This is a genomic window from Cryobacterium aureum (genome assembly GCF_002954245.1).
GTDB classification, from domain to species: Bacteria; Actinomycetota; Actinomycetes; order Actinomycetales; family Microbacteriaceae; genus Cryobacterium; species Cryobacterium aureum.
The window spans coordinates 38,800-54,163 of record NZ_PPTG01000009.1; the positions used below are offsets into that span (position 1 = coordinate 38,800).

Genomic DNA, 15,364 nt, shown 5'->3' on the forward strand with positions numbered 1-15,364 from the left:
TAGTGGTCAATGCCGCGCGGGCGGCGAAAGTCTTAGGTCTCGCCGAGCAGGCGAGAAAGGTAGCGGGCGACGGCGCGCACCGCCGCCATGTTGTTGGAATAGTCCATGCGGGTCGGCCCGAGCACGCCGAGGCGGGCCAGGTTGCCGTTGGCCGTGTAGCCACTGGTCAGCACGCTCGCCTCTGGCAGGCCGAAGGCCGCATTCTCGCGGCCGATACTCACCGACACGCCGTGCTGGTCGGTCTCCATCTCGCCGAACAGGCGCAAGAGCACCACCTGCTCTTCGATGGCCTCGAGCACCGGATAGATGCTGCCGGAGAAGTCCTCCTCGGTACGCACCAGGTTCGCCGCGCCGGCCATGACCAGCTTGTCCTGCCGGTTGGAACCAACCTGGTCGGCGAGGGTGCTCGTAATGAGATCCACGATCGGCTGCAGCGCTGGCGACCCAGGCCAGACACTCCCGGTGAGGGCAGCGGATGCCTCGGCCATGCCGAGCCCGACGACGGCGACATTGAGACGGGCGCGCACCTCGCCGAGCGTCTGCTCGTCGAGCGCACGCGGCAGGTCGATCACGCGCTGTTCCACGCCGCCGGAATCGGTGATCAGCACCGACAGAATGCGGGTCTCGGTCAGCGGCACGAACTCGATGTGCCGCACCTTGGCCCGCGACAACGAGGGGTACTGCACGAGCGCGACCTGGTGGGTGAGCTGTGAGAGCAGCCGCACGCTGCGCACGAGCACCTCGTCGAGGTCAGCGGAGTGGCCGAGGAACGTCTCGATGGCCTGGCGTTGGGCCGGCGTGAGCGGGCGCAGGTCGGCGAGGTGGTCGACGAAAACGCGGTAGCCCTTGTCGGTGGGAATACGACCGGAGGAGGTGTGCGGCGCCGCGATCAGTTCTTCTTCTTCGAGCAGGGCCATGTCATTGCGAATGGTGGCGGCTGAGACGCCGAAGGAGTGCCGGTCCACGATGGATTTGGAGCCGACGGGTTCGCGAGAGGCAACGTAGTCCTGCACAATCACGCGCAACACATCGAGGCCACGGTCGGAAACCATTGCGCCCGCCTTCCTGATTCTTGAGGTACAGCTTCGGCGAGCGGATGCCGCTCGCCTCGCGTCCCGGTGGGCACGCTGGAACGCAGGTTTGCCCGCACGTCGTTGGCACTCGCATCCACTGACTGCTAATCCTATCGCGACCGCCCGGGTTCCGGCTGAGTACACCCATTGCCAGTACCCCGAAGTGAGCGTTTAATTACCGCTATACGCTCCCACCTCTTTGAGCGAAAGGCACGATTATGAGCGATCCACAGGCGCAACCTCCCGGTGATTCCAACTACCGTGAGCCCAACGTCGGCCAGCCACAGTATGGCCAACCGCCGAACAGCCAGCCCGGCGCGAGTCCCTACGCCACCCCGGTCGTGGCGGCCCCGCTCTCGGAAGCCGATGATCGCCAGTGGGCTTCGCTAGCGCACCTCGGCGGCATCCTGAGCATTCTGCCGTCGCTGATCATCTGGCTGGTTTTCAAGGACCGCGGGCGGTTCACCAACACCGAGGCGAAGGAGGCACTGAACTTTCAGATCACCCTGCTGATCGCTTATGTCGCGATCATCGTGGTGTCGACATTCCTCGCCCTGGTCACCTTCGGAATCGGCGGACTGCTCGCCGGCCTGGGCTGGCTGGTCTGGTTGGCCGGGGTGATCTTGTCGATTCTCGGGTTTGTGAAGGCCAAGGACGGCCAGAACTACCGGTACCCGTTCGCGCTGCGCCTGATCAAGTAGTGCGGAGCCGCTCAATTAGGCGGCGGGACGATTAGTCTGGAGGTCACTGGCACCGCCGTGCCAGTGACCGGCCGTACAGCAGGAGGCCCGCATGTCTGAGCAGAATCCGTACCAGTCCACCCCAGCCACCCCGATGAGCCCGGCCGACGAGAAGTTGTGGGCGACGCTGATTCACATCGGCGGGATCATCTTCAGTTTTGTGCCGGCACTCATCGGCTACCTCGTGCTGCGAGATCGCGGACCGTTCATTCGCGCGCACACCGCGACCGCGCTGAACTTTCAGATCTCGCTGTATATCTATGCGGCCGTGCTGATTCCCATCACCATCGTCACGCTCGGTTTCGGCAGCATTCTGTATGCACCGCTGGCGATCGTCGCTCTCGTGTTCATGATTCTGGCGGCGCTGGCGGCCAACCGTGGCGAGGGCTACAGCTACCCGCTCACGATCAAGTTCGTCAGCTAGCTAGACGCTCAGCTTTAGTCGGTCAGCCGCCGCACCACGGCGTCGGCCAGCAGCCGTCCGCGCAGGGTCAGTTCGATGGTCCCGGCGAGGGCGGCTTTGGCGTTGATGAGTTCGTCGGCGATGAGTCCGGCTACTTCGATCCGGCCCGTCGCCGACAGCGACGCGACCGGAATTCCGGTGCGGATGCGGCTCTGCAACAGGATACGCTCGAGCTCACGGGTGGGCGCGTCGAGCGTTTCGCGACCGGCCGCCGGGGAGCGGCCGCCGAGCATCCGCTCGGAATAGGCCGCCGGATGCTTGACGTTCCACCAGCGAACACCGCCGACGTGGCTGTGCGCGCCCGGGCCGACGCCCCACCAGTCCTGGCCGGTCCAGTAGGCGAGGTTGTGACGGGAACGGTGTGCGTTGCTCGTGGCCCAGTTGCTGACCTCGTACCACTCATACCCGGCGGCGGCGAGCAGTTCGTCGGCCAGTTCGTAGAAGTCGGCCTGCTGGTCGTCGTCGGTCGGGGCGATCTCGCCGCGACGAATCTGCCGAGCCAGCTTGGTGCCGTCTTCGACGATGAGCGAATAGGCACTCAGGTGGTCTGGCTGCAGGCTGAGGGCCTGCTCCAGGCTGGCGCGCCAGTCGGCGAGCGACTCCCCCGGTGTGCCGTAGATGAGGTCGAGGCTCACATCGAGCCCGGCGGCGCGGGCCCATTCCACGACCAGCGGCACCCGCTCGGGGTCGTGGGTGCGTTCGAGGGTGGCAAGCACGTGCGGCACCGCTGACTGCATTCCGAACGAGACCCGGGTGAATCCGGCATCGGCGAGGGCGCCGAGATAGGCAGCATCGACCGAGTCAGGGTTGGCTTCGGTGGTGACTTCGGCGCCGCTCTCAAGGCCCCACTGGTCGCGCACGGCGCTGAGCATCTTCGCGAGGTCGGTCACCGGCAGCAGCGTGGGGGTCCCTCCCCCGAAGAACACGGTGGCAACGGAGCGTTCAGGAACGCCCGATGCGGTGAGGATGCGGCCGGCCGCCTCAACTTCGAGCACGGCTTGGCTGGCGTAATCGCTCTGCTTGACGCCGCGCAGTTCCGTAGCCGTGTAGGTATTGAAGTCGCAGTAGCCGCAGCGCACCCGGCAGAACGGCACGTGCAGGTAGACGCCGAAATCGCGACTGGCGGAGTCAACGGCCGCCGACGCGGGAAGGAGGCCGTCGTCGGGTGCGGGGTCGCCGACGGGGTGGGGTCCGGCCATGGGTAGTGCTCCAGTACGTTTGTTATTTAATCGCGCCGACGGGGTGCAAAGCCCGCAGGTACCGCTTGGTGAATTTTGCCTGCTGAAAGCGCAGCACCGGCCAGGCCAGGCGGTAATACCAGGTGCTGGCCCGCGAGAAGGAGCGGATGGTCAGCCAGACCGAGTCATCATCTCGGCGTTCGACGATGAAGGATTCCTCGCCGCTTTCCGGGTGGCCAGCCATGGTGCCATAGGCGAACCCGATGCGGGAGACCTCGTCGATCACATAGACGACGCGTACCGGCGCGGTCACGCCGATCGGCCCGACCCGCATCCTGAGCGTCGCCGTCATGCCGTTGGCGATGTACGGGGTGCCGTCATCGGCAAAGGTCGCCTCGTTGACCGGATGCTGCTGGCCGGCCGCCGGGGTGCCGTCGGGTTGGAAGGTCACCGGCGTGTACTGCACGCCGGTGCCGTTTTCGAGGTCGGTCACCTCCATGCCGCTGCCACGCTGGATTCCCCAGGTCATCAGCAGCTTGGTCGCGGCTTCAAATCGTTCCTGGGAGCTGCCGAGCTTCACGCTCTGCTCCATCGGGCGGTAGCCCTTGGGCGGATAGCTCATCAGGTCGGGCGCGAGCGTGCCGCCGATGGCAGCGTAGCTGACGGCGGCATCGGTGAAGGTGGCCCTGCGCATCCGCTTTACTTCTTGTCTTTCGTCTCGATGTCCCCCGACAGCGCTGCGATGAACGCCTCCTGTGGCACCTCGACCCGGCCGACCATCTTCATGCGCTTCTTGCCTTCTTTCTGCTTCTCGAGCAGCTTACGCTTGCGCGAGATGTCACCGCCGTAGCACTTGGCGAGCACGTCTTTACGCATCGCCGAGATGCTCTCGCGGGCGATGATGTGGGCGCCGATCGCGGCCTGGATGGGCACCTCGAACTGCTGGCGCGGAATCAGTTTGCGCAGGCGCCCGGTCATCAGCGCGCCGTAGGCATAGGCCTTGTCGCGGTGCACGATGGCGGAAAACGCATCGACCTGCTCGCCCTGCAACAGAATGTCGACCTTGACCAGGTCGGCTTCCTGCTCGCCGGAGGGCTCGTAGTCGAGCGAGGCATAGCCGGCGGTGCGGCCCTTGAGCATGTCGAAGAAGTCGAACACGATCTCGCCGAGCGGCATCGAGTAACGAATCTCGACCCGGTCTTCGCCGAGGTATTCCATGCCGAGCAGGGTGCCGCGGCGGCTCTGGCAGAGCTCCATGATGACGCCGACGTAGTCTTTCGGCGCGAGGATGGCGGCCTTCACCATGGGTTCGAGTACCTTGGCGATCTTGCCGGTGGGATATTCGCTCGGATTGGTGACCGTGATGGTGCGCTTGTCGTCGGTGGTGACCTCGTATGGCACGCTCGGCGCGGTCGTGATGAGGTCGATGTTGAATTCACGTTCGAGGCGTTCGGTGATGATCTCGAGGTGCAGCAGACCGAGGAAGCCGCAGCGAAAACCGAAACCGAGGGCGACGGATGTCTCCGGCTCGTAGCCGAGACTGGCGTCAGACAGCTTGAGTTTGTCCAGCGCCTCGCGCAGCGCCGGGTAGTCGCTGCCGTCGATCGGGTACAGGCCGGAGAAGACCATGGGCTGGGGTTCGTCGTAGCCGGGCAGGGCGTCGGTGGCGGGGCGTACGGCGGTCGTGATGGTGTCGCCGACCTTGGACTGGCGCACGTCTTTCACGCCGGTGATCAGGTAACCGACTTCGCCGACCTTGAGGCCCTTGCTCTCCACCGGTTCCGGTGAGATGACACCGATCTCGAGGATCTCGTGGGTCGCCTTGGTCGACATCATCTGGATTTTTTCGTGGGCCTTCAAGTGCCCGTCGATCATGCGCACGTAGGTGACGACGCCGCGGTAGCTGTCGTAGACCGAGTCGAAGATCATCGCGCGGGCGGCGGCATCCGGGTTGCCCTTCGGGGCCGGGATCATCGTCGTGGCGAGGTCGAGCAGCTCCTGCACCCCGGCACCGGTCTTGCCGGAGACGCGCAGCACATCTTCGGGGCGGCCGCCGATGAGGCTCGCCAGTTCGCGGGCGTACTTCTCGGGGTCGGCGGCCGGCAGGTCGATCTTGTTGAGCACCGGAATGATCGTGAGGTCGTTTTCGAGGGCGAGGTAGAGGTTCGCGAGGGTCTGGGCTTCGATGCCCTGGGCCGCGTCGACCAGCAAAATGGCGCCCTCGCAAGCGGCGAGGCTGCGGGAGACCTCGTAGGTGAAGTCGACGTGCCCGGGGGTGTCGATCATGTTCAGCGCGTAGGTGACGCCGTCCAGCTCCCACGGCATGCGCACGGCCTGGCTTTTGATGGTGATGCCGCGTTCACGCTCGATGTCCATGCGGTCCAGGTACTGGGCCCGCATGGACCGTTCGTCGACGACGCCGGTGATCTGCAGCATCCGGTCGGCGAGCGTCGACTTGCCGTGGTCGATGTGGGCAATGATGCAGAAGTTGCGGATGAACTCGGGGGCGGTGGCGGCCGGTTCCAGCGCGTGAAGGGCTCTCGGTGACATAGTTCGTCCATTCTTCCATGCTCGGCCGGGTTGTACCGTCCGGGCAGGTTCGCATCGTGGCCGTCATAGGCTCGGCGCGGAGCTCCGACGGAGCGCGGGCCACCTGCTCGGCCCACGCCCGGGCATCCGTTTTGCTGGTCAGGCCGGGGCCCGCCATTCTCCGTCCCGGAAGTTGACCGCCGACGGGCGAATCTCGACGGCGCCATACAGGGCAGCGGGGCACTGCCTCGCCCAGCTGATGGCGGCGTCGAGGTCGGGCACCTCGAACACGAAGGTGCCGTTGAGGCGTTCCAAGGCGACGGCGAACGGGCCGTTCTGCACTTTGAGTTCGCCGTCCCGTACGGAGATGGTGGTCGCGACGGCGACCTCCTGCAGAATGTCGGCGGAGACCAGCACGCCAGCGGCATCGAGTGATTTCGCGTAGGCGTCGAATGCCTTACGCCCCCACTCCCTGGCCGCTTCGTCAACCTCGGCGTCGCCGGCTTCCCGGGTCATGACGAGCAATGAGTACTGCATGGTGGTATCCCTTCCGCTACTTGATAATGACACCGACATGACGATCGAGACAGGGCGGGATCGACACCCGGGCGAAAGAACTCAGGAGCGGTGTGCGCGCTCGACGACCTGGCCGAAACCGTCGCTGTAGCGGTACACCTCGACGCCGTCGATGAGTACCAGTTCGGCGCGCGAACCGAGGTCGAGCGGGTCGCCAGACCAGATGACGATGTCGGCGTCGAGGCCCACGCTCAGGGAGCCGACCCTGCTGTCCAGCCCGAGGATGACGGCCGGGTTGACAGTGAGGGCCTCGAGCGCTGTCTGCACCGGCAGCCCCTCCTTGACGGCAAGGGAGGCCTGGTGCACGAGAAAGTTCACCGGAACGACGGGGTGGTCGGTCGTGATAGCGACACGCACTCCGGCGGCGGCGAGTACGGCGAGGTTTCCGATGGCGCGATCGCGCAGTTCCACCTTGGTGCGCGCGGTGAGCATCGGTCCGAAGATGACCGGAATGTTCTTCTCGGCGAGCACGTCGGCGAGCTTGTGGCCCTCGGTGCCGTGATTGATCACGAGGCGATAGCCGAATTCTTCGGCCAAACGGATGGCCGTGGCCATGTCGTCGTGGCGGTGCACGTGTTGGTCCCAGACCAGCTCGCCGGAGAGCACCCGCGCGAGGGCTTCCTTACCGAGGTCGCGGGTAAAGGTGTCGCCCTTCTCGGCTGCAGCATCGCGGGCCTCGACGTAGTTCTGCGCATCGACGAAGGCCTGGCGAATAACCAGGCTCACGCCGAGACGGGTGCTGGGGGTCTGCAACTTGTCCCCGTAGACCCGCTTCGGGTTCTCGCCGAGCGCGCTCTTGATGCTCACCGAGTCGCTGATGACCTGCTCGTCGATGGTGCGCCCGCCCCAGCTCTTGATCGCGACGGACTGGCCGCCGATCGGGTTGCCGGAGCCGGGCTTGACCACGATCGTGGTGACTCCGCCGGAGAGCGCATCGCGAAAACCCTCGTCGTCGATGTTGATGGCGTCGATGGCGCGAACCGCGGCCATATTCGGGCCGGTCATTTCGTTGGTGTCGTTGCCGGCCCATCCGTTTGCCTCTTCGTGGATGCCCACGTGCCCGTGCGCTTCGATGAAGCCGGGAAGCACCCACTTGCCGGTCGCATCAATGATGCGCGCTTCGGGCGGAACGGTCAGGTCGGCGCCGATCGCGCTGATCTTGCCGCTTTCGAGCAGCACCATGCCGTTCGGGATGGTGTCGCCGAATACGGGTACGACGTGGGCGTTGATGATGGCGGTCAGGGTGGACGTGGGTGGAGTCGGCATGGTTCTACCCTAAACAGGGTGCCTGATCGGGGCGTTCCCGCCGCGGCTGGCTAGGCTCACGGCATGGAGACTCCCGCGGCCCGTGTGCCGGTTCTGCTCGTGCACGGCATTCGGGCGTCGGCGACGATGTGGCGTTTTCAGGAGCAGAAGCTGCGGGCCGCCGGGTATCACGTGCTGGCGATCGACCTCCCCGGTCACGGGCAACGCCTGAAGGAGCCGTTCACGGTGTCGGCCGCGCTCGCCGCCATCGACGACGGAGTGGACGCCCTCGGCGGCCGGGTGCTACTCGTAGGCCTCTCGCTGGGCGGTTACTACGCCGTGGCCTACGCCGCCCGGCATCCAGACCGGGTGGCCGGACTCGTCGCCGCCGGCTGCAGCGCCGTTCCGAAGGGCGTGCTGCTGGAGGGGTATCGACTGCTGGCGCGGGTGATCCACCGCCTGCCCGATCGTGGATTATGGCTGCACGAGACCATGGCGCGCCGGCTTCTGCCTGCGGCGGGCGCCCGCGATGTGCTCGCCGGCGGCGCGGCACTCGACGTGATGGATGCCGGGCTGCGCGCGACCTCGACGCTGACTCCCCTGGCCAGCCTGGCGGCATATCCGGGGCCGATCTGGTTGGTCAATGGAGCGCTCGATCATTTTCGGCTGAATGAGCGGCGTTTTCTCGCGGCCTGCCGCAACGGCGAGGTCGTCGTCGTGCCGGGGGCGACGCACCTGTCGAGCCTGGCCCAGCCCGAGCGGTTCACGGCGATCCTGCTTCGGGTCGCCGAGCAGGTGTCGCGGGCGAGCTGAGGCTGCGGCATCCGCTCGCAGAGGTGGACTTGTGGCAGGCCGACCTGCGACTATCGAGTGATGGACATCCGCTATCCCCGACCACTCGTTGCTGGCGACCTGATCGGAGTGACCTCGCCCTCGAGCGGTGTCACCGAGCGGCATCGGGCGCGGCTGGACTTCGCGATCGAGGGGTTGAAAGACCAGGGATTCACGGTTGAAGTCGGAAAATGCATGGACGGCGCGACCCACATCAGTGCGCCGGTGCAACAGCGCGCCGCCGAGTTCACGCACATGCTCCTGGATCCGCGCGTGCGCGCTATCGTGCCGCCGTGGGGCGGCGAGACGGCGATCGATCTCATCGCGCATCTGGATTTCGACGCCATCGTCGCCGCTGATCCGACCTGGATTGTCGGCTATTCCGACATCTCCACGCTGCTCACTCCGATCACGCTCCTCACCGGAATGGCAACAATTCACGGCAGCAACCTCATGGATACGCCGTATGCCACACCTGCGTCCCTGGTGCACTGGCTCGAGATCGCGCAGCAGCCCGCTGGCGCGTCCTTTCGCCAATCGTCTCCGGATGTGCACCGCCTGAATGACTGGGACGACTGGTCGGCCCACCCCGACGTCACCGAGCACTCCTGGAACGGACACGGTGCGTGGAAGCGTTTGGACGATGGCACCAGGCCAGTGGACGCCACCGGACGATTGATCGGCGGCTGTATCGAGACGATGGCCAACCTCGCCGGAACGCGCTACGCCGACACCAGCCGCCTGCGCGATGAAACGGATGCCGCCACCCTCGTCTACATCGAGGCCGCCGGGGACGAGGCGACCGATATCTGCCGCTATCTGCACGGGATGCGCCTGGCCGGCTTCTTCGACGGAGCGGCCGCCGTGCTCGTGGGCCGAACCGGAGCGAAGGACTCCCCCACGTTGACGCAGTCGGAGGCCGTGCTGGACGCCCTGGGTACGCTCGCTGTGCCCATCATCGGAAACGTCGAGTGCGGGCATGTTCCGCCGCAACTACCCATCGTCAACGGTGCACTGGGCCGGCTGGTGTTCACGGAGTCTGAGCAGTATCTGCAGCAAACGTTGCGGTAGCGTCCGCTTCCCGCGTGACCGCCGGTGGACGCGCGGCGTTGGGTGGGGCTCCGGCATCCGCTCAACGAAGCGCAGCCGGTTTGGGGGTCGGGGCGATTGCTGGTAGCGTTACTGGTTGGCTTGCGTGTTGGGTCCCACCCCGCACGATTTTCGTCGTTCGAGCGCCCTCTACCCGCTGAGCGGCTGTCCATACAAAATCTAACGAAAGCGTAAAAAACGTGGCAAATATCAAGTCGCAGATCAAGCGAATTGGCACCAACAAGAAGGCCCAGGAGCGCAACAAGGCCGTCAAGAGCGAGTTCAAGTCCGCGATTCGCGCGACTCGCACCGCGATTGCCGCTGGCGACAAGGACAAGGCCGTCGTCGGTCTCGCCTTTGCTTCCAAGAAGCTCGACAAGGCCGTCAGCAAGGGTGTCATCCACCAGAACCAGGCTGCGAACAAGAAGTCGGCCATCGCGAAGGCTGTTTCCGCACTCGTCTGATCCGTTCTGGCTCCACCCGCGCGTCGGTAACCGCGTCGGCTCGCAAGAGCGGATGTCGCCCCTCGTCGCGCAGATTGCCCTCGCCATCACGGCGGGGGCTTTCTGCATTCTCCAAGCCAGGCTGGTTCCACCCGTGCCCATCCGGACCCGACCGGCGACGGCTGTTCGTTCGTGCGGCCCCGAATTGTCCCATTCGCGGTGGCGTGACACGGCGCGCGACCCCACTAGACTGACGCGGTGAAGAGCACCCCACCTTCCAGTGCCATCTCCGACAGCAGCAGCCCGCATCGACGCGCGCACGCTCGTTTTCTTGCCGCGCTGCTCAGCACCGCCGCCCTCGCCGTTGCCGTGTGGCTGGCGTTCAACACGGGCGACGGGGTTTCCGGCGCAGCGCGTAATCAACTACTGCTCGCGCTGGCCTCGATCGTACTTCTACTCATTGGAATCACGTTCTACCTCTCGGCAGCGGTGGCCGCCGCGCCCTCGACCATCGCCGATCCGGAGGCTGACCGGTCGACGCGAACCCTTCGTCGTATCCGATCGCTGTCGGGGTTCGGAGCGCTGTTCGCTATCGCCGCAGTGCTGGCGATTGCCGGACTCGGAGCGCTGCGCGTTCTGGCACCGCCGGCCGAACGGCCGGTCTCGGTGCAGTTCTCCGAGATCACCGGCCGGGTGCAGTTGGAATACTGCCCGAACCTGCCGTCCTCGTTCGAAGCGCTGGTCAAGCCGACCGATCTGGCGAGTTCGTCAACCCTGCTACCGCTGTGGGTGGCCAGCCGAGTCTGTGGCAACCCGAGTTTTCAGCATGGAGTGTGGCTCTACCTGAACCGATCCACCATCACGGTCGCGGACGCCGGCGACCACTGACGGGCGGCAGCAGACGTCGGGCGTCCGGCTTTACTGCTCGCCGCGACGGGCGATGACGCCGATCAGACGTTCGAGGGCGAAGACCGGGTCGCGCCCGGCACCCTTCACCGCGGCATCCGTTTCGGCCAGCATGAGGATGCAGCGAGCGAGGCCCTCGTCGCTCCAGCCGCGCAGGTCTTTTTGCGCGCGTTCCACCTGCCACGGGGCGAGGCCGAACTGAGCGCCGAGCTGGGCCGACCCGCCCCTAGCCCCGAACACCTTGGCCATGGTGCGAATCTTCATGGCGAACGCCGCGACGATCGGCACCGGATCCGCCCCGGAGCTGAGCGCGTGCCGCAGGGTGATCAGCGCCTCCCCGTTGCGGCCGGCAATGGCCCAGTCGGCGACCTTGAACGCGTTAGTCTCGACCCGTCCGCCGTAATACCGGTCGACCGTGGTCTCGGTGACCTCGCTGGTGGCATCCGAGATGAGCTGCTGGCAGGCAGCAGAGAGTTCGGCCAGGTTGTCGGAGAAGGCCGCGACGAGCTGGCGCAGGGCGCTGACCGTGACGCGCTTGCCCGCCGCCTTGAACTCGTTGGTGGCGAACTCGTATTTCTCGGTGTCTTTTTTCAGCTCGGGGCAGACGATTTCGATTGCGCCGCCGAGTCCGCTGCGAATGGTGTCGAGCAGCTTCTTGCCGCGCACTCCCCCGCCGTGCCGTAGCACGACATAGGTGTCTTCGGCCGGGTTCTCCAGGTAGTCGAGTGCTTCGGCCAGAAAGGTGTCGCTGCATTTCTCGACGTTGCTGACGCGAATCAGGCGGGGCTCGCCGAACAGGGACGGGCTCGCGAGGGTGAGCAGCTCACCGGGCGCATAGCTGTCGGCCTGCACGTCGCTGATTTCCAGGCTGGGATCTTCCAGTTTGAGAAAGTCGCGCAGCTGGCGGATGGCCCGCTCAGCGAGGAACGTTTCGGTTCCGGAGACGAGCACGATCGGCGCCGGACGCACTTGGTGCCAGCCCAACTGGGGAATGACGGTGCCCTTATTCGTTCGGGCCGGGGCTGCCTTGCCGGCCCGGGAACCGGTCGTGGCGGGTCGTGCGGCCAAAGCGCTCTCCTTGGGGTTCGTGCGGCTGTCGCTCAAGCCTATCCCGCGCCACCGACGCTCCCAGCAGTTGACGTCGGGATCGCCGGCGGACCACGGTCGGCGACTTTCTCCGTCCAGAGCACGAGCGTGCCGCCCGGCCCCGGAGCGACCACGGCCATCCCCTCCCGGTCGGTGCGTACCGACAACGTGCCCACCGCAGCGAGAATATTCAGCAGCTTGGCGGTCGGATGTCCATAGGTGTTCTTCACCCCTACCGAGATCAGCCCCACCCGCGCCCGCAGCTCTGCGTATAGTTCCGGGCTTTGATCGGCCGAGCCGTGGTGTGCGACCTTCACCACGTCGACCCGACCGGTCGGTGATACGCGACGCAGGGCATCCTGTGACTCCTGACCGAGGTCGCCGAGAAAGATTGAACGGATGCCCCGTCCGTCGAACAGGATCGTGACACTTCCCGGGTTGCCCACCTGCATCGTCGTCGCTCCCCGGATGGGCCAGAGTATGTTCCAGGTGAGGCCGCCGAGCGTTCCGGAATCGCCGCGTGCCGCCTGCCGAACGGTGGCACCGCCGGCGGCGAGTCGCTCGTGCAGGCTCGCATCCTGAGCGTTTTCGGGCATGCCGACCAGCGCGGCGTCCACCCGGCCGATCACGGCGTCGACTCCACCGATGTGATCGAGGTCGTAGTGGGTGAGCACGAGCAGGTTGATGCGGGTGATGCCGAGGGTGGCGAGGCAGGCGGAGAGCAATGTCGGGTCTGGCCCGACGTCGACGAGGCCGTACTGATCCCCGTCGCGCACGACGACGGCGTCTCCCTGGCCGATGTTGCAGGCGGCGATCTGCCAGTCGGGCGGGAAGGAGACGACACGGCCGATTCCGGTTCCGATGAGCGACCCCGCGTAACCGCCGAGGCCGATGAGCAGCACGGCGAACACCGCTGCGGGCCAGCGGGCCGGTCTGGCGGCCGGGCCACGCAGCACGACCACGAGGGTGAGCAGCGTAACGGCCACGAGCAGCAGTACGCCGGGGGCGCCGCCGGGCCAGGGCAACCGGGTACCGGGCAGCGTCGACACCGCCTGGGCGACCGCGGCGATCCAGGCCGACGGTAGCCAGGCCAGGGCGAGCAGGCCTGCTGCCACTCCCGGCAGGAGCGGTAACATCAGGCAGGCGATCAGCCCGACCACCGTCGCGATTGGCGCGGCCGGACCGGCGAGAATGTTGGCGGGAACCCCATACAGCGGCAGACTCGGGTTCAGCAGGATCAGCACGGGTTGGCACGCGAGTTGGGCGGCCAGTGGAATGGCGATCATCGCGGCGAGAGCGGTCGGCATCCACTGGGCCAGAACGCGTGCGAGGGGACCGGCGAGTAGCAAAAGCCCGGCCGTCGCGAGCACAGAAAGTGCGAAACCGTAGTTGCGGGCCAGCCACGGATCACTCACCAACAGGGCGATGACAACGACCAACAGGGTTGGCAGGCCTCGACCGGGTCGGCCGGCACCGATGGAGACCAGGGTGACGGTGGCCATGACCGCCGAGCGCAACACGCTGGGCTCCGGCGTGACCAGAACGGTAAAGCCGAGCAGGGTCAGCAGCGAGAGCGCGATGCGCCACGAACGACGCAGCCGGAGATAGCCGCCAAGCAGCATGATCGAAGCGATGACGATGGCACAGTTAGCTCCGGACACCGCGGTCAGGTGGCTGAGCGAGCTGGTCTTCATCGCGGCATCAAGGCCGGGGCTGACCGCGCTCGTGTCTCCGATGGCCAGACCGGGCAGCAGGTCTCCTCCGTCGCCGGAGAGGCCCGTCGCCGCCGTCTTGAACCGGGCCCGCAAGTCGTTGGCCCACTGCAGCCACCACGGGGGTGAGGCCACATCACGCGGCGTTTCGTTCACAAACAGCAGGGCGACCGTGGCATCTCCCGGTTCGGTCGTGCGCAGCGTGCCGCGCACCACGAGGCTGGAACCGATTTCTGGTTCGGTGCCGCGCCGCGCCGCTGCGGCGAACACCACGACCGGGCTCGAGAGCTGCGCTGTCTCGCCCCGGCGCTCGAGCTGCGTGAGAGTGGCCTTATAGCGCACCCGCCCCGAGGGCCCGCTGCCGATGAAGGCCTTGGCCGGAACCGGAACCGACCAGACGGTGATGGTGGCCGTGATCGGCGCGTGCGTTTCGGCAGCGTCACGCACCTCGGACGGCAGTCGCACCGGCGCCCAGACTCCGACTGCGGTGGCCACGAGCGCCGCTCCGGCACAGCAGAGCACCACGCTGCCACCGAACTTCTGCCACCGTCCACCGCGGGGCGTCGCAGGCAACTGGCCGCGCCGCGGCATCCGGCTCGCCACCAGCAGACCGGTACAGCCACCGGCCATCAGCCACAGCGCTACGGCAACAACCCCGCCCGCCTCCGGAGTTCCCACCAGGAGGCCAGCCGTCAGCCATACGGCGAGGGCCGGAACCGCCAGCCGCAGGTCGAGGCTCATATCGTAATGAGGTCTTTGAGCGCCTCGAAGGTTTTATCGCCGATCCCGGTGACGTCACGGAGCCCGTCGACGCTGGTGAACCGGCCGTTCTTCGTGCGGTACTCGATGATGCGCTGCGCCATGGTGGGACCGATGCGGGGCAGGGAATCCAAGTCGGCCACGGTGGCCGTGTTGAGGTTCACCTTGGCCGCTGAAGCACCGCTCCCTCCGGTACCACCGCCAGTTCCACCGACCACTGCGGGGAGCGCCGGCGGAATCTCACCCTGCCGGGGAACGTAGAACTGCTCGCCATCGGTCACGATGCGGGCCAGGTTCACTCCGGCCGGATCGGCTTCGGCGGTCAATCCACCGGCAGCGGCAATCGCATCCATGACCCTGGCACCATCGTGCAGCTGAAACAGGCCGGGCTTGGCCACGGCTCCGAGGATGTGCACGAAGATGATGGCGCTTTGGTCTGCTTGGCCTGGCGCCGGAGTCGCCCCCTCGTCGAGTGGCAGAAAGGTTGAGGTCGAACCAGACGGTATCGACACCGATCCCGCGCCGACCGTGCGCTGACCGGCCTGCTGGCCGATGGCCGACACGATGACGGCCACCACGAGGGCGAGCAGCAACAACACGACGGCCGCGCCAACGCCGACGCGGAGGCGGGGTCGACCGCGGACGGTGGGAGCGAGGCGCTCCAGATCGAGGGGAGAACGGTCGGGCAGCATGCTGGCAGGCTAGGCCACGCGGAGCATCCGCTTGCCGCCGGT

At 66.4% G+C, this 15,364-nt stretch carries 15 protein-coding genes; 6 read left to right on the top strand and 9 right to left on the bottom strand.

The window, feature by feature from the left end; translation table 11 throughout:
- Nucleotides 1-32: 32 nt before the first annotated feature.
- Nucleotides 33-1,052, bottom strand: a complete 1,020-nt coding sequence (hrcA, locus tag CJ028_RS03170) for a heat-inducible transcriptional repressor HrcA (RefSeq protein ID WP_105033839.1) — start codon at nt 1,050-1,052, stop codon at nt 33-35.
- A gap of 239 nt (nt 1,053-1,291) precedes the next feature.
- Here hrcA and CJ028_RS03175 point away from each other — a divergent pair, with 239 nt between their 5' ends.
- Entirely contained in the window at nt 1,292-1,774 is a 483-nt protein-coding gene (locus tag CJ028_RS03175; protein ID WP_105033840.1) for a DUF4870 domain-containing protein, read from the top strand.
- A 91-nt stretch (nt 1,775-1,865) separates the two neighbouring features.
- Complete coding sequence (locus tag CJ028_RS03180; protein ID WP_240607062.1) at nt 1,866-2,237, top strand: DUF4870 domain-containing protein; 372 nt, start codon at nt 1,866-1,868, stop codon at nt 2,235-2,237.
- Between the two features lie 14 nt (nt 2,238-2,251).
- Here the strand turns inward: CJ028_RS03180 and hemW are convergent, their stop codons facing one another.
- The 5 genes from hemW to CJ028_RS03205 form a co-directional block, all read right to left on the bottom strand.
- Nucleotides 2,252-3,475 (bottom strand): radical SAM family heme chaperone HemW, encoded by a 1,224-nt coding sequence (gene hemW / locus CJ028_RS03185; protein ID WP_105033841.1) that lies wholly within the window; start codon nt 3,473-3,475, stop codon nt 2,252-2,254.
- Nucleotides 3,476-3,497: 22 nt separating this feature from the next.
- The gene (locus CJ028_RS03190) at nt 3,498-4,148 is read right to left on the bottom strand and encodes a DUF1990 domain-containing protein (protein ID WP_105033842.1); all 651 of its coding nucleotides are present in this window, start codon (nt 4,146-4,148) and stop codon (nt 3,498-3,500) included.
- Between the two features lie 5 nt (nt 4,149-4,153).
- Nucleotides 4,154-6,004: a translation elongation factor 4 gene (gene lepA, locus CJ028_RS03195; protein WP_105033843.1), complete on the bottom strand. Its 1,851-nt coding sequence runs from the start codon at nt 6,002-6,004 to the stop codon at nt 4,154-4,156.
- A 138-nt stretch (nt 6,005-6,142) separates the two neighbouring features.
- Nucleotides 6,143-6,520, bottom strand: a complete 378-nt coding sequence (locus CJ028_RS03200; protein ID WP_105033844.1) for a YciI family protein — start codon at nt 6,518-6,520, stop codon at nt 6,143-6,145.
- 81 nt (nt 6,521-6,601) lie between these two features.
- Nucleotides 6,602-7,825, bottom strand: coding sequence for an amidohydrolase (locus CJ028_RS03205; RefSeq protein WP_105033845.1), 1,224 nt, complete (start codon nt 7,823-7,825; stop codon nt 6,602-6,604).
- Nucleotides 7,826-7,888: 63 nt separating this feature from the next.
- Here CJ028_RS03205 and CJ028_RS03210 point away from each other — a divergent pair, with 63 nt between their 5' ends.
- The 4 genes from CJ028_RS03210 (at nt 7,889) to CJ028_RS03225 (ending at nt 11,055) form a co-directional block, all read left to right on the top strand.
- On the top strand, nt 7,889-8,617 hold the full coding sequence (locus CJ028_RS03210; RefSeq protein ID WP_105033846.1) for an alpha/beta fold hydrolase: 729 nt from the start codon (nt 7,889-7,891) through the stop codon (nt 8,615-8,617).
- Between the two features lie 60 nt (nt 8,618-8,677).
- A complete protein-coding gene (locus CJ028_RS03215) occupies nt 8,678-9,706 on the top strand; it encodes a S66 family peptidase (RefSeq protein WP_105033847.1) in 1,029 nt (342 codons plus the stop codon).
- A 218-nt stretch (nt 9,707-9,924) separates the two neighbouring features.
- Nucleotides 9,925-10,188 carry a 30S ribosomal protein S20 gene (gene rpsT, locus CJ028_RS03220; RefSeq protein ID WP_092339797.1) on the top strand — a complete coding sequence of 88 codons (264 nt, stop codon included), beginning with the start codon at nt 9,925-9,927 and terminating at the stop codon, nt 10,186-10,188.
- Nucleotides 10,189-10,425: 237 nt separating this feature from the next.
- On the top strand, nt 10,426-11,055 hold the full coding sequence (locus CJ028_RS03225) for a hypothetical protein (RefSeq protein WP_105033848.1): 630 nt from the start codon (nt 10,426-10,428) through the stop codon (nt 11,053-11,055).
- A 30-nt stretch (nt 11,056-11,085) separates the two neighbouring features.
- Here CJ028_RS03225 and holA read toward each other — a convergent pair whose 3' ends face one another.
- Genes holA through CJ028_RS03240 form a run of 3 tightly spaced genes read right to left on the bottom strand, consistent with a single transcriptional unit; the run spans nt 11,086 to nt 15,322 of the window.
- On the bottom strand, nt 11,086-12,141 hold the full coding sequence (holA, locus tag CJ028_RS03230; RefSeq protein ID WP_129590366.1) for a DNA polymerase III subunit delta: 1,056 nt from the start codon (nt 12,139-12,141) through the stop codon (nt 11,086-11,088).
- A gap of 38 nt (nt 12,142-12,179) precedes the next feature.
- The gene (locus CJ028_RS03235; RefSeq protein WP_105033849.1) at nt 12,180-14,612 is read right to left on the bottom strand and encodes a ComEC/Rec2 family competence protein; all 2,433 of its coding nucleotides are present in this window, start codon (nt 14,610-14,612) and stop codon (nt 12,180-12,182) included.
- Nucleotides 14,609-15,322 (bottom strand): helix-hairpin-helix domain-containing protein, encoded by a 714-nt coding sequence (locus CJ028_RS03240; RefSeq protein WP_105033850.1) that lies wholly within the window; start codon nt 15,320-15,322, stop codon nt 14,609-14,611. The genes CJ028_RS03235 and CJ028_RS03240 overlap by 4 nt, the downstream gene beginning before the upstream one ends.
- Nucleotides 15,323-15,364: the final 42 nt, after the last annotated feature.